Origin of the sequence: Chryseobacterium arthrosphaerae (assembly GCF_001684965.1) — a bacterium.
In the GTDB taxonomy this organism is placed as follows: Bacteria; Bacteroidota; Bacteroidia; order Flavobacteriales; family Weeksellaceae; genus Chryseobacterium; species Chryseobacterium arthrosphaerae.
This window is the reverse complement of record NZ_MAYG01000012.1, coordinates 455848-475447: the sequence shown is the minus strand read 5'-3', so window position 1 is coordinate 475447 and position 19600 is coordinate 455848. Positions and strand designations below refer to the sequence as shown.

The following is a 19600-nucleotide window of genomic DNA, read 5'->3' as shown; positions in this document are numbered from 1 at the left end:
AGTTTTCTTAAATGAGCCAACTCTTCTATCTAAAAGAATGTTCTTCTACTAATGACGAAATATCCAAGTTTTTACTTTACGAAAATTCAGATTTTATAGGATTGCATACTTTTAATCAAACTAAGGGCCGCGGTCAGTATGGAAATGTATGGACTCAGACTGCCGGAAAAAATCTGGCTTACACGCTGGCAGTGAACACCCACAACATCCTGTGCTCCGACTTTATATTCAATTATTATACCGCAATTCTTATAAGGGATTTCCTTGCCAATTTGGCTGATTCAGAGGTAAAGATCAAATGGCCGAATGATATTATTCTTAAAGGTAAAAAAATCGTTGGAATTTTAATAGAAAAGAAAAAAATTAATCAAAATAATTATTTCATCATCGGAGCCGGAATCAATATCCTCCAGGAAAAATTTGATGCTATAACCAATGCAGGCTCGCTTCTTACGCAGACAGGACAGCAATTTGATATTGAAGACCTTAGTTTCGCACTGCATGAATTCTTATCAGAACAACTGAAAAACATTCCTTCTGACCGGGAAATTCTGGACAGGTTCAACGAACATCTTTTCAGAAAAGATCAGATCTCAGTTTTTGAAATTGGGAAAGAGCGACAAAATGGCATCATCCGACATGCAGATCCGACAGGTGAACTGTGGATCGAACTTGAAAAGGACGGCATGCGTAATTTTTATCACAAAGAAGTAAAACTGCTTTACTGATTGGCTCTTTTGATATAAAGATAAAGGGTCAACGGCAGGAATACCAGGTTAGGCAGCCACATTGCCAGTGCAGGAGACAGACTTTTATTCTCTGACACTACTTTTAAAGCTTCAAATGAAAAGACGAAAATAAACGCCATTGAGATTCCTATCGCCAGGTTGATTCCCAAGCCTCCTCTTTTCTTCTGGGATGACAGGGAAAGCGCCAGGAAAGTAAGAATGATAATGGAAACAGGCATTGAAGTTCTCTGATGAAGTTCGTTCAGATAAGAATTCAGGTTACTGTTCCCCCTTGCTTTTTCTCTTTCTATGAATTTTAAGAGTTCCGGTGTTGTTTTATTCTGTCCTAAAAGCTCGTTAGGGAAAAGTTCTTCCGGCGAATGGCCATAGTTTTTTCTCAGTTCGATTCCGTTATTAAGCTTCTCGGAATTGTCTTTATTGATCGTTTTTTCGAAGTAATTATTTAAAACAAACTGTTTTTTTTCTTTATCCCAATATACATCACTCGCTTTCAGCTCGTAAACCATCTTACGGTCTTTATCAAACTTCTGATACACAAAGCTGGACCCTCTTTTTTCTCTTTTATTCCAGGAGTCTACGAAGATGTATTCCGTTTTGCTCAGCTGTGAAGATGCCGGAGCAGTTCCTAAGATCTTTTCTTTATTGGCAGCATTATAGGTATAAGCTTCGAGTTCATTTTTCTTGATATTGGCCCATGGAAGCACCATATGATACACCATAAGTGAGATCAGTGCGATCAGGATCGAGGTATACAGATAAGGTTTGGAAAACCTGTGAAAGCTTGCTCCACTGCTGATAATGGCTACGATTTCGGTATTGTTTGCCATACGTGATGTAAAGTAGATCACCGAAATAAACACGAGTATGGAGAGGAATGTCACAACAAGATTAATGATCCAGAAAGGATAAAAGTGAATCAGGAAGTACACCAGATCCAGCTTAGGATCAATTGCCTTTGCATTTTCTATCCTTGGAATCTTTTGCTGAACATCAATAACAAGCACCACTATAGACAAGAGTACCAGCATGAAACTGAAAGTTCCAAGGTACTTTTTAATGATATATCTGTCTACAATTTTAAGCATAATTCTTTTACAGCCTTTGTCTTAGAACCGGTACTACAGAGTTTTTCCATTCATAGAAATCACCTGCAAGGATGTGTTCCCTGGCAACTTTTACCAGATCAAGGTAGAATGCCAGATTATGAATTGAAGCAATCTGCTTTGCCAGATATTCTTTTGATACGAACAGGTGACGAAGATACGCTTTTGAATATTCACGGTCTACAAAGCTGGTTCCGAATTCATCCAAAGGCGAGAAGTCACGCTTCCATTTTTCATTTTTAAGGTTCATCACCCCCTGCCATGTGAAAAGCATTGCGTTTCTGGCATTTCTTGTTGGCATTACACAGTCCATCATATCAATTCCCAGCCCGATAGATTCAAGGATATTCCATGGGGTACCTACTCCCATCAGGTATCTTGGTTTTTCTTTCGGAAGGATATCAGTCACTTCGTCAGTGATTCTGTACATTTCTTCTTCAGGCTCTCCAACGGAAAGTCCTCCGATGGCATTTCCTTCAGCGCCTGCTTCAGAAATAACTTCAGCAGAGATTTTTCTTAAATCTGAATAGGTAGATCCCTGAACGATCGGGAAAAGCCTTTGCTTATGGCCATATAATTCAGGATTATCATTCGTCCAGTCAATACATCTTTTCAGCCAACGGTGGGTAAGCTCCATGGATGATTTAGCCTGGTTATAGTCACAAGGATAAGGTGTACATTCATCAAAAGCCATAAAGATATCAGCTCCGATCTGTCTCTGGATCTCCATTGATCTTTCCGGAGAAAACATATGGTAGCTTCCGTCAATATGGGATTTGAACCGGGCTCCTTCTTCCGTCATTTTTCTGTTGCTTGCCAGGGAAAACACCTGAAAACCTCCTGAATCGGTAAGGATAGGAAGATCCCAGTTCATGAATTTGTGTAATCCGCCTGCATCCTGCATGGTTTCCATACCCGGACGAAGGTAAAGGTGATAGGTATTGCCCAGGATAATCTGGGCTTTAATGTCTTCTTTTAATTCTCTCTGATGCACAGTTTTCACACTTGCAACAGTTCCCACAGGCATAAAAATGGGAGTCTGAATTTTCCCGTGATCTGTGGTAATTTCCCCTGCTCTTGCTTTTCCTTCAGAGGTTTTTTCTATATTAAAAAATTTCATCTGTATACTTTATTTATTCACTGTATTACCAGTGATCTATCCGGAACGGAATTCAGCCTGCCGACTATCTCACCATAGTTGGTGAAGCTCCGTTCTGCTTGATTTTATCTTTTACGTACTTATCTGCTTTGGGATCTTTTTTCAGCAATATTTCCTGTGCATCATCGGCAATCCCATCCATCTCTTCTTTGATCACATAATATTTGAAGCTTTCTGTGAAGTCTTCAGGTTTTACATTGTGAGACTTGAGAACAAATCTTGTGCCCGCTTCCAGATTTTTATCCTGATACATAAAAACAGCCTGGTCATTGATCGCAAGATCGGCAATAATCTCAGCCATCAGATCTTTAGCAACCAGGTTTTTGGGCTTATCAATATAATCGCTGCATGAAAACAGTGCCAGTACAACGAAAATGAAGATCAGTTTTTTCATAATCATAATCTGTTGATGATGGATTTCCATTTTAAATTTAAAACCCCAAACACCGCTTCATGAATAATACCTCCATTCATTTTGCTTTCCCCTAAAATCCTGTTGGTAAATATGATAGGTACTTCTACCACTCTGAAGCCTTTTTTATAAGCCCTGAATTTCATTTCTATCTGAAATCCGTAGCCTTTCAGTTTTACATTATCCAGACCGATCTCTTCCAGCACTTTCCTTGAAAAGCAGACAAATCCTGCTGTAGTATCGTGAATAGGAAGCCCCAAAACGAACCTTACGTATTTGGAAGCAAAATAAGACAGCAATACTCTACCCATCGGCCAGTTGACCACATTTACTCCTTTTGAGTACCTTGAACCGATCGCCATATCAGCATTCAGACAGGCTTCAAAAAGTTTGGGTAAATCATCCGGGTTATGGGAAAAATCGGCATCCATTTCAAAAATGTAATCGTATTTGTTTTCGATCGCCCATTTGAAACCATGAATGTAGGCTTTTCCTAAACCATCCTTGGTATGTCTTACTGACAGATGCAGATAATGCGGATATTTCTTCTGCAGTTCCTTTACAAGCCCTGCGGTACCATCCGGAGAAGAATCGTCTACTACCAGAATGTGAAAGTCATCTTCCAATGCAAAAACCGCGGAAATAATATTTTCAATATTTTCCTTTTCGTTATAAGTCGGGATGATGACGAGTTTTTTCATTTCAGTTTGCAAAGATAGTTTATTTAACCTTTTTATTTTATACAAAATAATCTATAATTTTGCAAAAATATTTTTCAGGGATTAAGTGAATGATGCAGAAACTTTTATCAAAGAATCCGAATCATCTGTAAAATCCGGAGAAAGGATATTAAACTATGTTTTCACAGGCCGTTCCATAAAAAATCTATGCCGATCTGTGGTTTTTGAAGCTAAATAAGAAATAAAAAATAAAATTTTGCCGTCATTACCAAACTACATCAATCATGTAAGAATACCTGAGAACAATGACTGGGTAATCTTTATACTCGTAGGCTGTATATTTTTATATGTTTTTATGATGAACATTATAGAAAGGGATGCCAGCCTTAAAGATTTTCTGCTTCAGAAATATTTTGATGCGAGCAATAACCTCCCGAGCTGGATCATCACTTCCTGTGTGACAACGCTTACTTTATCTGTACTGATCTCGCAATACATTCCCGTAGTTCCTAAATATATTGCCGATCTGCAGCTTTTCGGATATCAGCTGAATAAATTCGGGTATACTTTGCTGGCGGTGCTGCTTTTTTATTTAACAAGATCTACTTTAGGGTTTTTATTTTACCAAAGTATAGGGGATGGAAAAAAGTGGTCTATTTTTTATTTCACCTCCACCAAATTTTATTTTATCCTGTCTTTTTTACTGATAATTCTGTGTGTAACCCATTATTACTTCCCTATAGACAGAAATAAAATGTTTTTATATTATTTCTGCTTCTTTGCTTTTGTGTTCATTTTCAAAGTATTTTTCTATTTATTTCACAAGAACAAGATTCTTCCGGAGAAATGGTATTATAAATTTTTGTATATTTGCACCCTCCAAATCGCACCATTATTATTGCTTTGGAAGTTGTTATTTTTTTAATAAATGTCAATGATGAGAATAAAGTCTATATTGGTTTCTCAACCAGCGCCTAGTGAGTCTTCTCCATATCTGGATATAGCGAAGAAGGAAAAAATAAAGATTGATTTCCGTCCATTTATCCACGTCGAAGGGGTTGACAATAAAGAGCTCAGAACACAGAAGATAGATCTGACGCAGTATACCGGTATTATTTTTACCAGTAAGAATGCGATTGACCATTACTTCAGACTTGCAGAGGAGCTGCGTTTTTCAGTTCCGGATACCATGAGATATATCTGCCAGTCGGAAGCAATTGCCAACTACCTTCAAAAGCATATTGTTTACAGAAAAAGAAAAATCAGCTTTGGGGAGAAAAACTTCTCAGACCTGCTTCCTCTTTTCAAAAAATTCCCAACTGAAAAATATCTGCTGCCATCATCAGATGTTCTAAGCCCGGATATTGTAAAAACTTTAGATGCAGCGAATGTAGAATGGACGAGAGCAATCATGTACCGTACGGTATGCAGTGATCTTACTGATATCAATATTAAAGATTATGATATGCTGATTTTCTTCAGCCCGCAGGGAATCAAATCTCTGCAGCAGAACTTCCCGGACTTCAAGCAGGACGAAACAAAGATTGGCGTTTTCGGAAACACCACTCTGGCGGCTGCCGAAGAAGCAGGATTAAAAGTAGATTTAATGGCCCCTACGAAGGAAACTCCTTCTATGACAATGGCTCTTGAAAAATATATTAAGGCTCTGCATAAATAGCCTTTAATTTCAATATTACAATACAACCACCTTTTCAAATTGAAAAGGTGGTTTTTTATATCAGAACGGCTCAAATCATTATTTTAAAAACTAAAAACCAAACAGTTGGAAAATTATAATTTTATCCCATAGAAGAGATTTTTTATTTATATTTAAAAAATTTTTAACCATGAAAAAACTATTATCCTGTTTATTTTTTCTGACAGTCGCATTGATCTATGCACAAAATGACGACTGTTCCGGAGCCGTGTCTCTATCTGTGGGAACAGATTTTGCATCGGGAGTCATCACCGCAAACAATAACGGGGCAACTACCGGAGGCCCTACTCCTTCCTGTGACCAGAATGCTACAGACAATGTATGGTTTACGGCTGTAGTACCACAAAGCGGTAATCTTACAATCAGACTGAAAGAGGTTTCCGGATCTGCATTTGATGATCCTATCATTAGCGTATACAGCGGCACCTGTAATTCCTTAAATGAAATCAAATGTAATGATTATGGTTTTACACCAACAGTTTTGACCGGACTGACTCCGGGTGAAACACTTTACCTGAGTGTCTGGAAATATGACTCATTCACCGGTTCCGGAGAGTTTCAGATTTCAGCTTATGACCCTATTCCGCCAACCAATGATGAATGCTCAGGAGCAATTTCTTTAACGGTAGGAACTGATTTCAATTCCGGAGCTATTACCACTAATAATGACAGCGCTACAACGGGCAGCTCTACCCCTTCCTGCGATCCTGACGCTATAGATAACGTATGGTTCAAAGCAGTGATCCCGCAAAGCGGAAATTTAACCATTAAACTGAAAGAAGTTTCAGGATCTTCATTTTACAGCCCTGTGGTGAGTGTTTACAGCGGTACCTGTACTTCTTTAAATGAAATCACCTGCAATGATTACGGCTTTTCACCAACCGTGTTAACGGGTCAGACTCCTGGTGAAACCGTTTACATCAGTGTATGGAAGTATGATTCGTATGCCGATAGCGGAGAATTCCAGATTGCAGCATATGATCCTATTCCGCCGGCCCATGATGAATGTTCGGGAGCAATTGCCTTAACGGTAGGAACTGATTTTAATTCGGGAGCCATTATAACCAGCAATGATGAAGCTACCAGCGATAATTCCACCCCTTCCTGCGATCCTGATGCCATAGACAATGTATGGTTCAAAGCAGTGGTACCACAAAGCGGAAATTTAACTATTAAACTGAAAGAAGTTTCAGGATCTTTATTTTACGACGCTGCAGTTGCCGTTTACAGTGGTACCTGTGCTTCTTTAAATGAAATCATCTGCAATGATTACGGCTTTTCATCAACAGCATTAACCGGACTGACCCCAGGTGAAACGGTTTACATCAGTGTATGGAAGTATGATTCGTATGCAAATTCAGGAGATTTCCAGATTTCAGCGTATGATCCTATTCCACCAGCAAATAATGAATGTTCAGGAGCGACTCCTTTAACAGTTGGAGGAGATTTCAATTCCGGGGCCATTATATCCGGCAATGACGAAGCAACTACTGATAACTCTTCTCCTTCATGTAACTCGACTGCGATCAACAATGTATGGTTTACTGTAACAGTACCACCAAGCGGAAATCTTAAAATTGAAACCAAAAATGTTTCCGGATCAGAATTTAATGACAGCGTTATTACTGTATACAGCGGAGCATGCGGTTCATTAACTGAACTTGCGTGTGACGAAGACAGTGGCCAGGGGTATTTCTCATTACTCTCTTTAACCGGGCAGACTCCAGGTGCAACGCTTTATGTAAGTGTATGGAAGTACAGCAGCTTTACAGACAGTGGTACATTCCGCATATCAGCATATGATGAGAATTTACTTTCTACCCATGAAGTCACCGACAGTAAAAAGAAAATCATGGTATCACCAAACCCTTTCAGCGACGTACTTACTATCTCCGATATTTCTGATGTACAATCTGTTTCGGTTACTGACGCTGCCGGAAGAATGGTCAAAACGATTGAAAAACCGTCTTCTTCACTTGATTTAAGAGACTTAAAAGAAGGACTTTATTTTGTTACCTTAAAAATGAAAGACGGAAGTGTGAAAACTATTAAATCCATAAAAAAATAGTTCTGCGATCCTGCTGAATAAAAAAGGCTGCCCATGGGCAGCCTTTTTTGCATTATTTTTTAAGTAAAAGGCACTGTAAACACAACAAAAATATTTAATAATATAATCTTTTCAGCGTAATTATTATTGCAAAGCATACATTACAAAAAGGATCATTAATCACTAATAATCAATTAATTAAATTATTCCCGTTTTCTTAAACAGTATAGTTAATTCTCTATATTTAGAAGTATTAAAAAACTTTATTATGAAGAAAATATTACTTTGTTTATTTCTTTTAACAGCTGCATTAATCAACGCACAAAACGATGACTGTACGGGAGCAATCGCCCTGACCGTGGGAACTGATTTCGCTTCAGGAGCTGCCACATTTGATAATACCGGAGCCACTACTGATGGGCCTGCTCCTTCCTGCCAATCCAATACTTCAGACAATCTTTGGTTTACAGCAATAGTTCCGGCCAGTGGTAAGCTGACAATAGAAACCCGTGAGGTCTCAGGATCTTTATTTGGTGACAGTGTAGTGACTGTTTTCAGCGGTTCTTGCGGTTCTTTAGCTGAGATTGAATGTGATGATGATAATGGTAATGGTGGTTTTTCATCTATTTTTTTAACAGGTCAAACCCCTGGTGCAATATTGTACATAAGTGTTGGAAAATATTATCTATCAGACAATGGAGAATTTCAGCTTTCCGCTTATGATCCTATCCCACCAGCCCATGATGTGTGCTCAGGGGCAATTGCCTTAACGGTAGGAACTGATTTTAATTCAGGAGCCATTACCACCAATAACTACAGTGCTACAACTGACGGCTCTACACCTTCGTGCGATCCTGATGCCATAGACAATGTATGGTTCACAGCAGTGGTACCACAAAGTGGAAATTTAACCATTAAACTGAAAGAAGCTTCCGGACCTACATTTTTCGGTCGTGTAGTGAATGTTTATAGAGGTTCCTGTAATTCTTTAACTGAAATCACCTGCAATAATTTGGGTTTTCCACCAACAGTATTAACCGGACTGATTCCAGGTGAAACGGTTTACATCAGTGTATGGAAATATGATTCCTACTCCAGTTCAGGAGAATTCCAGATTGCAGCGTATGATCCTATCCTACCGGCAAATGATGAGTGCTCAGGAGCAACACCTTTAACGGTTGGAGGAGATTTCAATTCCGGAGCCATTATATCCGGTAATGACGAAGCCACTACTGATGGCTCTTCACCCTCATGTCTTTCAACAGCGATCAACAATGTATGGTTTACTGTAACAGTACCACCAAGTGGAAATCTTAAAATTGAAACCCAAAGTGATCCCGGATCTAATTTTAATTATAGTACACTCAGTGTTTATAGCGGAACCTGTGGCTCATTAACAGAAATTGCCTGTGACAATAATAGCGGACAAGGCTTTTTTTCCTTACTTTCTTTAACAGGGCAGACTCCGGGCGAAATTCTTTATGCAAGTGTCTGGCAGATCGGCAACTTTACGGACAGTGGTACATTCCAAATTTCAGCATATGATGAGAATTTACTTTCTACCCATGAAGTCACCGACAGTAAAAAGAAAATCATGGTATCACCAAACCCTTTCAGCGACGTACTTACTATCTCCGATATTTCTGATGTACAATCTGTTTCGGTTACTGACGCTGCCGGAAGAATGGTCAAAACGATTGAAAAACCCTCTTCTTCACTTGATTTAAGAGACTTAAAAGAAGGGCTTTATTTTGTTACCCTAAAAATGAAAGACGGAAGTGTGAAAACCATTAAATCCATAAAAAAATAACCCGTCATCCAATATTAGTAAAAAGGCTATCAAAAGTTTGATAGCCTTTCTTTATATTTGAACAAGAATTAACATTGAATGTAACGTCTCTGTAAAAGTACATAAGACGTAAAAAATTGAAATAGAGATGAAAGCTCCACAGGCAAAAAAAATAGAAAAAATATTAGAAACTCACGGCGACCGAAGAATTGACAATTACTTCTGGCTCAATGAAAGGGAAAATCCCGAAGTCATCCAATATCTTGAGGAAGAAAATGCTTACGAAGAATTCATCATGAAAGATACAGAAGCTCTCCAGGAAGAACTTTTTGAAGAAATGAAGGCCCGTTATAAAAAAGATGACGAATCTCTGCCTTATATTTTTAACGAATACTGGTACATCGTAAGATATGAAGAAGGAAAAGAATATCCCATCTTCTGCAGAAAGCATAAAAGTCTTGACAATCCTGAAGAGATCATTCTCGATGTAAATATTTTAGCTGAAGGGGAAAGCTTCTTTGAAGTAGGAAGTGTTGCGGTAAGTCCTAACAACGAACTTACATCTTTTTCTTCCGATAATGTAGGACGAAGAATTTACACTTTAAATTTTAAAAATCTAAAGACCGGGAAAATTCTGCCGGACACTATTCCGAATACTACAGGAAAAGCTGTTTGGGCGAACGATAACCAGCATATTTTCTACATCAGAAAAGATAAAAGCCTGCGTGCATTCCAGGTATACAGGCACCAATTAGGCACTGATTCTTCTGAGGATGTGCTGATCTTCCATGAGGAGGATGAAACTTTTGATGTCAATGTTTTTAAAACGAAATCCTTACAGTACATTTTCATTGCCAGTTCAAGCACGATTTCCGATGAGCACCGTTTTATTCCTTCTGACAATGTTTTTGCAGACTGGACAATAATACAGCCAAGAATAGATGATCTTGAATATTCTGTGGAACATTACGAAGATGAATTTTATATCATTACCAATGCTGATGATGCCATCAATTTCAAAATTGTAAAAACAAAGATTGACAACTGTGGTATGGAAAACTGGATCGACGTCATTCCTCACCGTGCAGAAGTTCTTCTGGAAGGTTTTGAGATTTTCAAAGACTATCTGGTCCTTGAAGAAAGAGAAAGAGGTTTACTTCAGATCAAAATTATTGATGAGAAAACACAGGAATCCCATTACCTGCCTTTTTCTGATCCTACCTATACCGCTTATATAGGAATCAATCTTGAATTTGACACTGAAGTTCTGCGCTACGGCTATACTTCGCTGACGCAGCCAAGTTCTACGTACGAATACAATATGAAGGAAAAAACAACAGTCCTTCTGAAGCAGCAGGAAGTTTTAGGCGGAAAGTTCTTCCCAGAAAATTATATTTCTGAAAGGGTATGGGCCGATTCCAGAGATGGAGAAACAAAGATCCCTATTTCACTGGTCTATCATAAAGATACCAAAAAGTCAGCCGATACGCCGCTGCTTCTCTATGGATATGGAAGCTACGGCCATACGGTAGATGCCAGCTTTTCGAATGTAAGGTTATCTATTCTTGACAGAGGCTTCATCTATGCCATTGCACACATCCGCGGTGGAGAGTACCTGGGAAGGGAATGGTATGAAGACGGAAAAATGCTGTTTAAGAAAAATACGTTCTTCGATTTTATCGATGCCGGGAAATATTTAATCCAGGAAAATTATACTTCATCCCAACATATGTATGCAATGGGTGGAAGCGCCGGCGGCCTTCTGGTAGGTGCTGTTGTGAACTATGAACCAAAGCTTTTCCACGGAATTGTAGCACAGGTTCCTTTCGTAGATGTAGTTACCACCATGCTTGACGACACAATTCCTTTAACGACCGGGGAATACGACGAGTGGGGAAATCCGAATGATGAAGAATATTACCATTATATGAAAGAGTATTCTCCTTATGATAATGTAGAAGCTAAAGACTATCCGCACATGCTGATCACTACAGGATTCCATGATTCCCAGGTACAGTATTGGGAGCCTGCCAAATGGACCGCAAAACTGAGAGCATTGAAAACGGATGACAATATTTTAATTTTTAAAACAGATATGAGCTCCGGACATGGAGGAGCCAGCGGAAGATTTGAATCTCTTAAAGAAGATGCACTGGAATATGCGTTTCTTTTAAAGATAGACAAGAATTGATGAAGAAATGAGGTGACGGGTTAAAAAAACGTTCACAAAATAATTATAAATATCACTTATCAACCTTATGAACGAGTCCGAATATTGGAAAAAAATAGAACAGTTCTTTGAAGACAATTTCCAGACTGAAAAGAACCCGCCTATTGAAACGCTTTTGTTTTTAATAGGATTACAGGAGCTGGGAAGCGGCCAGCAGAAATATACGAAAGATGACAAAGTGAACCTGATTCATATTGCAGTTTGCAGACTGCTGGAGCCATTTGGATATTACAAATTTACCCATTATGAAGACGGATGGCCACAGTTTGAAAAATTGGAGGAACTTCCGGAACTACGGCCTAATGAACAGACCTTGCTTATGAAAAAGGCAATTATTCAGTATTTTCAGGAAGAAGAACTGATTTAATCTTAAAAATATATCCGTTTGAAAATTTGGCAATGAAACACTTGAAAAATTATCAAAAATCAGGATAAAAAAGAACATTCCTTTGATACAACAGAGATAAGCCCATGCTTATCTCTTTTTTTTTAAACATACATCAGTTATTGATTAAAATTTTAATTTAAAAATAAAACTATAATTAAAATTTTAAACCAATTCATTCCCAAAGCATTATCAATTTATTCAATACAACGCATACAATATTTTTCATTTTGGTTGGCGGATACCACATTAGATTTGTATTTTAGTCACACACAGACCGCATTCTTTTGACCTGTTACCAAGGTCAATTTTCCCTCAGAATATTTTGGTCATTTTCTTCCGGTTTATCGGATAGCGATATACTCCGGACAAAACGACACAACAAGTGATAACCCGTTCATTAGACGAACCGGGAAGGATAAGAATTTACATAAAACGTAACACAAAAAACTAAAAACTGAAAAAACGATGTATTTCGAAAAAGAATATTCTTCTGGATCAACAGATTAAAATTTAAATAGAAATCAGACCATGAAAAAAATCAACACTTCATTGATGTTGCTCATTGTTAATTTGACTTTTTCACAAGTAGGTATTTCGAAAAACCAGACAGTCGAAATCCACAGCAAAGCCATTTTACAGATCGATGGGAAACATGAAGGAAAAAGCTACGGTATGATGCTTCCCGAAGTATCTTCACCGGAACATCTTCCATTGTACAATTCATTCTCAGACCCTGAAATGGCAGGATTGATAATGTTCGAAAAGTCACACGCCACTTTCTACTCCTATGACGGATCACAGTGGAATAATGAGCCTGCAGCAGCAGATTTTAAAATGAAACAAAGCAGGTTTTTATCTAATGCAGGTGAAGAATCAAGTGTAACCTGCGTTCTTCTTGGCTGTGGACGGCATACAGGAATTGGCTTCAGTGCACCTGTCGACGGCATACAGTCTTACAACAATCTCAATATCTCAAGACAAACAGCTGTAATTCCCGGAGGCGGTCTTTATGGAGATCAGAATTATGACAATGCCAGATTCGTGATCAATGAACCGGGTGTTTATGAGATCTACATGAACATCCCGTCAAAAACCGGCGGAGCCGTCTCACTGACCAGCGGACCGCAGTACCAGCTGAGAGCTTATCTGAAACAGGCCAACGGAAGCTACAATGAGGTAAAGCTCACCACATTCTTTCCTGATTATTATGGTATCCTGGGAATTGGCGGTGATACCAATACTGCAGCATTTACGAGCACCAGGATCCGTCTGAACCCGGGAGATTATATCGTTCCGAGAATACACTCCCCTATTGCAACAGTATCCGTAGTTGTTTCCTTAACGGCCGCTTCTGATGCCAATATTGCCCAATACTATCCAAGAGAAATTATGTTCACCAAAGTAAGTGATTAAGATGATAAAAAAAACAATCCTGCTCAGCCTTTTCATTTCAACAACAGCCGGAAGTCTGGGATATGCACAGGTAAAAATCGGCAACAACCCTGAAACAGTACATCCAAGAGCTGTTTTGCACGTAGAACACAGCACAAAGGGAATCATGCTTCCTGTAGTAGAAAATCATACAGAACTTCCCAATTACAATGCTGCTCATCCTGACCTTTACGATAACAAACCGGAGGACAACGGACTTGTTTTTTACAGCAAAGAACTGAAGGATGTTGTGAAATATGATGGTTACCGGTGGATTTCCGCTACTGAAAGGAGTATTAAGAATTATAAAAACCTGAGTATCCTGGGATCCAGCGCTGCAGACCAGTCTGTAGCCAATGTATTGGGGATTACAGGACGCCCAACCCTTTTGTTTAATATTTTAAATGATATCGACCGGAATAATGTAAATAATTTAGGCGTCACAGTGAATGCCAACGGAGAGATTACGATTCCGGCAGACGGATTCTACAGAATCAATCCCTCTGTAAAAACAAGCAGCGCAGGAGGACTTTCTGTAGGAAATGCCGCCACCATCGTCTCGCTACAGGCTCTATACGCCAATGCTGCCGGAGACGGATGGCAAAAAATCCACGAAAACAGTTTTCTATTATCCGGATTGCTTGTAACGGCCGGAAGCGCCAATTCTGTAAACAGTTTTTCTACCACCAAATACCTTCATGCGGGTGATCAGATCCGTTTACGGGGAGGAATTCAAGCCGATACCGGATTAAATGTAGGAACCGGAGTCAATTTTAAAATGAATGATAAGGATACCTTTTTATATATAGAAAAACTGAACTGACATGAGAAAGAAAACATACATTACAATGCTTTTGCTTACAGCTACAACGGCCTTCTCACAGGTTATTGTGGGAGGCAGCATCAATCCAAGCCCCAACTCTATGTTCAGCGTTGTCAACAAAGAAGATAATGCTGCCGGATCTAAAGGAATGATGATCCCAACCGTAAACAACGAGACCGAGCTCCCCCTATACAATGCATCCCACCCGGACCATTTTGAAGACGATCCCAGCATGCAGGGAATGATTTTATATAGAAAAGACATCAAGAGAGTGGTGGTTTACGACGGAGAAAAATGGAAGCCAACTTTTTATGAAAGCGGAGGAAAAACTACCCGTGTGAGCATGAATCCTTTAACTCCCGAAGCGGAATTCCCAAGTGTGACCTGCGTACTGATCGGCTGTGGAGAGAATGACGTTCCTTTCGGAGCCTATGACAGTATACAGGATGGAGACCAACTTGGCATCCTTGATCCTCAGGGAGCCGTAAATACCAATTTCAATAATTTTACTTTTAAAGAATCAGGGTTCTACAAGGTCCTGATCAGCCTGAAAGTGAAAACGTCAGGAATACACGTAAGCCCACCTACGATTTCGTTCCGGGCATTAAAAAATGGTAATGTACTGGCAAGAAATGACGTCCCTTTAAATGAAGCGATCTTAATTACGGCCGGAGCCAACCGGGTTGGCACCATGGAATTCCTTTCTATGTTTGACAAAGGAGATAAGCTAAAAATTCAGATTTCGGGAGGAGTTTCTATCCTGACCGTGGCTGATGCTTATAAGATTGTACCTACAGACGGAACTTTTATCAGTATAGAAAAGTTATAACCAACTAAAAACAGGATCTTCAGCAGAAGATCCTGTTTTCTTTATGCATCACAGACATCATCACTTTCATTTTAGTTTTTACCCTTTAAGGCCGGCCAGGATTTCCTCAAGCTGGTTCAGCCCCATAGAGAAACCTCCTTCAAATCCCATATCCATCATTTTTTTCATAACTTCCTGAGAAGGATAATGAATATTAACGGTTACTTTTGTTCCTTCTTCCACTCCGGTAAAGCCGAACAGCCAATTAGACTGTGGCGCCCCTTCATCCACATTTCCGTTTTCATCACAGAATGCACTCATCCAGTCGAAACTTCTGTGTTCAAGAATCTCGCCGTATCTGGAGCGGGAGTAACCTGCTTTTTCCCCATTAGGCCCTATCATCGTATACAGCCATATTCCGCCTTCTCTGAAGTCCTGCTTCAGGGTTTCACATCTCCAGGGTTTAGGCCCCCACCACTGGTCCAGTAATTCAGACTGGGTAAAATACTTCCATACTGTTGAAACATCAGCATCATAAATTTTCATGACGTATGCGCTGTTCGAGTCAAAATCTTTGTTGAAAATGATATTAGATTCCATAAAAAATTATTTTTAATAAAGGTAATCCTTTATTTGCTGACAGGACTTTTCATATGACAAGTAAGTGATAATTCATAAATAATTGTTAAAAAACACTCTTTTAAGAAAAAAAAAACAATTTTTTGGCTCGTTTTTTGTTGAGGTAGTCTTAAAACAATTAATTTTAACATTCATTTTTCCAAAACATATATAATTAAATAATGAATAACAAATTCATCCCAATAATTTCGGTGTTTATGACGATCTCACTGATTGTCTTTGTGACGCTCCAATTTTATTGGTTGAAAGGCTATTACGGGGTACTTGAACAGGATTTTTCCAACAAAGTTTATGCGGTTTTGGAAAGCACTTCAAAAAGTATTGAAGAAATTGAAGCTGATAAATATCTGAATCAGGATTACAAAGACTTCAGAAAAAATATTCTTGCCAACAACAAACAGCCCTCTCTGACCACCATCCAGCAGGTAGAAGATTCAGGAACCCAGAGACAGATTATTTATTCTAAAAATATTATTGAAAAAACCCAGCTCCCGATTTCTAAAAAGGGAGATTCTATAAAGCTTACCACGCTATACACCGATGAAGCAGCCTACAAGGTAAAAAGAGATACCACCAACCGTGAACTTCTTACCTCAGATATCAATCAGGATATCGAAACAGGAGATTACTCGATGAAAGAGTTTGTAAAAGTATACGGAAACAATCTTCCTATCACCAAAAGAGTAGATCCTAAAACACTGGACTCCGTTATTGCCAAAGAACTGAAAATAAGAGGAATAACCGCCAAATTCGGATATGGGGTCATTGATAAAAACAGCAAGCTTACCAGTATTGCCAATAAAGCCTACAAAGAAAAAAAAGACAGCAACACCTACAGCTACCCTCTCTTTACCGATAAAAAAAATACCCTGTACAGCCTTGCCCTGGTTTTCCCTAAGAAGGAATATTCTCTGGCAATGAACAACTGGCCGATGCTTTTAGGCACATTCCTGTCCCTACTGACTATTCTGGGGATTTACATTATTTCCATCAATTATATGATGCGACAGAAGAAGCTGGCAGAAGTGAAGACAGATTTCATCAACAACATGTCTCACGAATTCAAAACACCTCTGGCTACCATTTCAGTGGCAACGGATTCTTTAGCGAATGATAAAATTGCCACCAATCCGGATAAGGTAAAATATTATTCTGAGCTGATCAAGCAGGAAAACCTAAGAATGAAAAAACAGGTGGAAAACGTTCTTAATATGTCTAAACTTGAAAGGAATGAGGTAGAACTGTTCTTAAAAGAAACCAATGTAAGGGAGCTGATCAAAAAAACAACAGAGTCATTCAACCTGATCGTAGGACAGCGAAACGGGACGCTTACACAGAAATTCAATGCCACTCATTATAATTTTAAAATAGACGAATTCCATATCTCGAATATGCTGGTCAACTTACTGGACAATGCCAACAAATATTCTCCTGAAGCGCCGGAAATTCATGTGGAAACAAGAAATGAAGGGCACTGGTATGTGATTGAGATTTCTGATAAAGGAATGGGAATGGAAACCCAGAATAAAACCAAAATTTTCGAGAAGTTCTTCAGAGAAGAAACCGGAAATATCCACAACGTAAAAGGACAGGGATTGGGTCTTTCTTACGTAAAAAAGATTGTAGAACTGCACAAAGGACAGATTATTGTAGACTCCCATAAAGGAAAAGGAAGCACATTTACAATCAAGCTGCCGATGAGCTAAAAAAAGAGAAACCAAATAACAAATATAGAAGATAGAGTGAAGGAGTTCATTCTTAATGTTAATTATTAATTAGAAAAGTTATGAGCAACAGAATATTATTAGTAGAGGACGATCAGAGTTTCGGGGCGGTGCTTAAAGATTATTTGACGATCAATAATTTTGAAGTAACTCTAGCCACAGACGGGGAGCAGGGATTGAAAGAATTTACAGAAAATGAATTCGATATCTGCATATTTGACGTAATGATGCCGAAAAAAGACGGATTTTCATTAGCTGAAGACGTAAAGAAAATCGATAAAAATACACCGATCATTTTCCTTACGGCAAGAAACATGAGAGAAGATATTTTGAAGGGATACCAACTGGGTGCTGATGATTATATCACAAAACCTTTTGATACCGAACTTCTTTTATACAAAATCAAAGCGATTCTTCAGAGAAGTTCTACGCTGGAAAATGAGGAACAGGAACAGTTCAAGATCAGCAATATTTTCTTTGATTCTATGCTGAGACAGCTGAAAGTAGGTGACAAAGAATACAAACTGTCTCCTAAGGAAAATGAATTATTGAAGCTTCTCTGCATCCACAGAAATGATTTCATGCCGAGAGATCTTGCCTTGAGAAAAATCTGGAAAAAAGAAAATTACTTTACAGCAAGAAGTATGGACGTTTATATTGCAAAGCTTCGTAAATTGCTTAAAGATGACGAAGGATTGGAAATTATCAACGTTCACGGAGAAGGATTCAGACTTTTGGTGAAAAATTAATCCAAAAATCGAATTATAAATATAAAATTAGCAAAACAATTAAAAATGTTTTGCTAATTTTGTTTTATACCCATGAACATGAAGAACACATTTATAGGTTTAATCACCATATCCATTGTAACCCTATCCTGCAAGAAGGATGAAAAAGCCACGTATCTTAAAGAAGAAGCGGGAGCTGCACAACCTAATGTAGCTTTAACCAGTGCTACTTCCAAAACTACGCTGATGGACCAGGCAGGCATACAGTCTACTTCCAGTCCGGCTCCTATGGCCACAGCCCCAGGTATGAATCCTGCTCACGGACAGCCCGGGCACCGATGTGATATTCCGGTAGGACAGCCTTTAAACAGTCAGCCGGCTGCAGCTACTCCTGCAACGCAAACCATAAGTACGGGTACCAACAATACGATTCAAATTGACCCAAACTCCGTATCTCCGGGGAAAATCGCCATTGATAATAGTGGAAAACAGATCAAAACCGCTCCCGGAATGAACCCTCCGCACGGGCAGCCGGGACACCGTTGTGATATTCCGGTAGGACAGCCTTTAAGCAGCAAACCTGCTCCGGCACCACAACCTGTTCAGAATAGCGTACAGGCAACTCCTGTCCCTGCGCCAGCTCCTGTAACACAAAGCCTGGCTATGGGTGAAAAGCCTAAAGTAAACCCGGCACACGGAGAGCCCTGGCACAGTTGTTCAGTAAAAGTTGGTGATCCTTTGCCATAAATTTCTTATTTTTGCAGATATGAAGCTGTTTCATCTACTTGTCATCGTATTCTGTCTGGGAGTTTTTCTGATTCCCAAGGACAATTTCTATGCGCAGGGAATGCAGGAAACATGCTGTACTAAAGCAGAATCAGAGAAAAGTGACTGCTGCAAAAATCATTCTTCAAAAAAAGATGGCAAAGAGGAATCAAAATCATCCTGCAATGATGACTGCTGTTCATCATGTATTGCCTGCTACACTTTTATTGAAACCCCTTTTTCAAAAAACCTTCGTCTGGAACTTTCTTATTACAAAGCGAATAAGAATCCTCAGTTTCAATATTCAGACCCTTATCTTTCCGATCGTTTAAAAGAGATCTGGCAACCGCCTAAAATAGGTTAATTAAAACACTATGAGTTTATTACAGCACGTAATGAACCCTTTTT

At 39.0% G+C, this 19600-nt stretch carries 19 protein-coding genes; 14 read left to right on the top strand and 5 right to left on the bottom strand.

The annotated features are described in order from the left end of the window. The first annotated feature begins 11 nt into the window (after positions 1-11). Entirely contained in the window at positions 12-728 is a 717-nt protein-coding gene (locus BBI00_RS17545) for a biotin--[acetyl-CoA-carboxylase] ligase (protein WP_065400153.1), read from the top strand. Here the strand turns inward: BBI00_RS17545 and BBI00_RS17540 are convergent. The 4 genes from BBI00_RS17540 to BBI00_RS17525 form a co-directional block, all read right to left on the bottom strand. Then, positions 722-1834, bottom strand: coding sequence for an LptF/LptG family permease (locus tag BBI00_RS17540; protein WP_065400152.1), 1113 nt, complete (start codon positions 1832-1834; stop codon positions 722-724). The genes BBI00_RS17545 and BBI00_RS17540 overlap by 7 nt on opposite strands. Before the next feature lie 7 nt (positions 1835-1841). Continuing rightward, positions 1842-2972, bottom strand: coding sequence for a tRNA guanosine(34) transglycosylase Tgt (gene tgt, locus BBI00_RS17535; RefSeq protein ID WP_065400151.1), 1131 nt, complete (start codon positions 2970-2972; stop codon positions 1842-1844). 64 nt (positions 2973-3036) lie between these two features. Then, on the bottom strand, positions 3037-3405 hold the full coding sequence (locus BBI00_RS17530; RefSeq protein ID WP_228394791.1) for a DUF4296 domain-containing protein: 369 nt from the start codon (positions 3403-3405) through the stop codon (positions 3037-3039). Positions 3406-3407: 2 nt separating this feature from the next. Then, positions 3408-4124, bottom strand: a complete 717-nt coding sequence (locus tag BBI00_RS17525) for a polyprenol monophosphomannose synthase (protein ID WP_065400149.1) — start codon at positions 4122-4124, stop codon at positions 3408-3410. Positions 4125-4359: 235 nt separating this feature from the next. Between BBI00_RS17525 and BBI00_RS17520 the strand changes: the two genes are divergently transcribed. The 9 genes from BBI00_RS17520 to BBI00_RS17480 all read left to right on the top strand — a co-directional run bounded on the left by BBI00_RS17520 (position 4360) and on the right by BBI00_RS17480 (position 15357). Continuing rightward, positions 4360-5028: a DUF4271 domain-containing protein gene (locus BBI00_RS17520; protein ID WP_083988562.1), complete on the top strand. Its 669-nt coding sequence runs from the start codon at positions 4360-4362 to the stop codon at positions 5026-5028. Between the two features lie 12 nt (positions 5029-5040). Beyond that, entirely contained in the window at positions 5041-5781 is a 741-nt protein-coding gene (locus BBI00_RS17515; RefSeq protein WP_065400148.1) for a uroporphyrinogen-III synthase, read from the top strand. A 169-nt stretch (positions 5782-5950) separates the two neighbouring features. Continuing rightward, the gene (locus BBI00_RS17510) at positions 5951-7888 is read left to right on the top strand and encodes a T9SS type A sorting domain-containing protein (RefSeq protein ID WP_065400147.1); all 1938 of its coding nucleotides are present in this window, start codon (positions 5951-5953) and stop codon (positions 7886-7888) included. Between the two features lie 247 nt (positions 7889-8135). Beyond that, complete coding sequence (locus tag BBI00_RS17505; protein ID WP_065400146.1) at positions 8136-9677, top strand: T9SS type A sorting domain-containing protein; 1542 nt, start codon at positions 8136-8138, stop codon at positions 9675-9677. A 127-nt stretch (positions 9678-9804) separates the two neighbouring features. Then, complete coding sequence (locus BBI00_RS17500; protein WP_065400145.1) at positions 9805-11847, top strand: S9 family peptidase; 2043 nt, start codon at positions 9805-9807, stop codon at positions 11845-11847. A gap of 67 nt (positions 11848-11914) precedes the next feature. After that, positions 11915-12253 carry a hypothetical protein gene (locus tag BBI00_RS17495; protein ID WP_065400144.1) on the top strand — a complete coding sequence of 113 codons (339 nt, stop codon included), beginning with the start codon at positions 11915-11917 and terminating at the stop codon, positions 12251-12253. Between the two features lie 549 nt (positions 12254-12802). Next, complete coding sequence (locus BBI00_RS17490; RefSeq protein WP_065400143.1) at positions 12803-13687, top strand: hypothetical protein; 885 nt, start codon at positions 12803-12805, stop codon at positions 13685-13687. 1 nt (position 13688) lies between these two features. Further along, positions 13689-14528: a hypothetical protein gene (locus BBI00_RS17485; protein WP_065400142.1), complete on the top strand. Its 840-nt coding sequence runs from the start codon at positions 13689-13691 to the stop codon at positions 14526-14528. A 1-nt stretch (position 14529) separates the two neighbouring features. Then, positions 14530-15357 carry a hypothetical protein gene (locus tag BBI00_RS17480; protein WP_065400141.1) on the top strand — a complete coding sequence of 276 codons (828 nt, stop codon included), beginning with the start codon at positions 14530-14532 and terminating at the stop codon, positions 15355-15357. 78 nt (positions 15358-15435) lie between these two features. Here the strand turns inward: BBI00_RS17480 and BBI00_RS17475 are convergent, their stop codons facing one another. Continuing rightward, on the bottom strand, positions 15436-15936 hold the full coding sequence (locus BBI00_RS17475; protein WP_065400140.1) for an SRPBCC family protein: 501 nt from the start codon (positions 15934-15936) through the stop codon (positions 15436-15438). 200 nt (positions 15937-16136) lie between these two features. Here BBI00_RS17475 and BBI00_RS17470 point away from each other — a divergent pair, with 200 nt between their 5' ends. The 4 genes from BBI00_RS17470 to BBI00_RS17455 all read left to right on the top strand — a co-directional run bounded on the left by BBI00_RS17470 (position 16137) and on the right by BBI00_RS17455 (position 19556). Next, on the top strand, positions 16137-17681 hold the full coding sequence (locus tag BBI00_RS17470; protein WP_065400139.1) for a sensor histidine kinase: 1545 nt from the start codon (positions 16137-16139) through the stop codon (positions 17679-17681). Positions 17682-17761: 80 nt separating this feature from the next. Next, positions 17762-18448, top strand: a complete 687-nt coding sequence (locus BBI00_RS17465; RefSeq protein ID WP_002982671.1) for a response regulator transcription factor — start codon at positions 17762-17764, stop codon at positions 18446-18448. A gap of 78 nt (positions 18449-18526) precedes the next feature. Continuing rightward, a complete protein-coding gene (locus BBI00_RS17460) occupies positions 18527-19174 on the top strand; it encodes a polyadenylate binding domain-containing protein (protein WP_228394790.1) in 648 nt (215 codons plus the stop codon). A gap of 19 nt (positions 19175-19193) precedes the next feature. Continuing rightward, positions 19194-19556, top strand: coding sequence for a hypothetical protein (locus BBI00_RS17455; RefSeq protein WP_065400137.1), 363 nt, complete (start codon positions 19194-19196; stop codon positions 19554-19556). Positions 19557-19600: the final 44 nt, after the last annotated feature.

What these genes read in the sequence shown, in the direction of transcription:
- BBI00_RS17545 (WP_065400153.1), top strand. Translation starts at nt 12, where the DNA reads ATGAGCCAACTCTTCTATCTAAAAGAATGTTCTTCTACTAATGACGAA.
- BBI00_RS17540 (WP_065400152.1), bottom strand. Translation starts at nt 1,834, where the DNA reads ATGCTTAAAATTGTAGACAGATATATCATTAAAAAGTACCTTGGAACT.
- tgt (WP_065400151.1), bottom strand. Translation starts at nt 2,972, where the DNA reads ATGAAATTTTTTAATATAGAAAAAACCTCTGAAGGAAAAGCAAGAGCA.
- BBI00_RS17530 (WP_228394791.1), bottom strand. Translation starts at nt 3,405, where the DNA reads ATGAAAAAACTGATCTTCATTTTCGTTGTACTGGCACTGTTTTCATGC.
- BBI00_RS17525 (WP_065400149.1), bottom strand. Translation starts at nt 4,124, where the DNA reads ATGAAAAAACTCGTCATCATCCCGACTTATAACGAAAAGGAAAATATT.
- BBI00_RS17515 (WP_065400148.1), top strand. Translation starts at nt 5,041, where the DNA reads ATGAGAATAAAGTCTATATTGGTTTCTCAACCAGCGCCTAGTGAGTCT.
- BBI00_RS17510 (WP_065400147.1), top strand. Translation starts at nt 5,951, where the DNA reads ATGAAAAAACTATTATCCTGTTTATTTTTTCTGACAGTCGCATTGATC.
- BBI00_RS17505 (WP_065400146.1), top strand. Translation starts at nt 8,136, where the DNA reads ATGAAGAAAATATTACTTTGTTTATTTCTTTTAACAGCTGCATTAATC.
- BBI00_RS17500 (WP_065400145.1), top strand. Translation starts at nt 9,805, where the DNA reads ATGAAAGCTCCACAGGCAAAAAAAATAGAAAAAATATTAGAAACTCAC.
- BBI00_RS17495 (WP_065400144.1), top strand. Translation starts at nt 11,915, where the DNA reads ATGAACGAGTCCGAATATTGGAAAAAAATAGAACAGTTCTTTGAAGAC.
- BBI00_RS17490 (WP_065400143.1), top strand. Translation starts at nt 12,803, where the DNA reads ATGAAAAAAATCAACACTTCATTGATGTTGCTCATTGTTAATTTGACT.
- BBI00_RS17485 (WP_065400142.1), top strand. Translation starts at nt 13,689, where the DNA reads ATGATAAAAAAAACAATCCTGCTCAGCCTTTTCATTTCAACAACAGCC.
- BBI00_RS17480 (WP_065400141.1), top strand. Translation starts at nt 14,530, where the DNA reads ATGAGAAAGAAAACATACATTACAATGCTTTTGCTTACAGCTACAACG.
- BBI00_RS17475 (WP_065400140.1), bottom strand. Translation starts at nt 15,936, where the DNA reads ATGGAATCTAATATCATTTTCAACAAAGATTTTGACTCGAACAGCGCA.
- BBI00_RS17470 (WP_065400139.1), top strand. Translation starts at nt 16,137, where the DNA reads ATGAATAACAAATTCATCCCAATAATTTCGGTGTTTATGACGATCTCA.
- BBI00_RS17465 (WP_002982671.1), top strand. Translation starts at nt 17,762, where the DNA reads ATGAGCAACAGAATATTATTAGTAGAGGACGATCAGAGTTTCGGGGCG.
- BBI00_RS17460 (WP_228394790.1), top strand. Translation starts at nt 18,527, where the DNA reads ATGAAGAACACATTTATAGGTTTAATCACCATATCCATTGTAACCCTA.
- BBI00_RS17455 (WP_065400137.1), top strand. Translation starts at nt 19,194, where the DNA reads ATGAAGCTGTTTCATCTACTTGTCATCGTATTCTGTCTGGGAGTTTTT.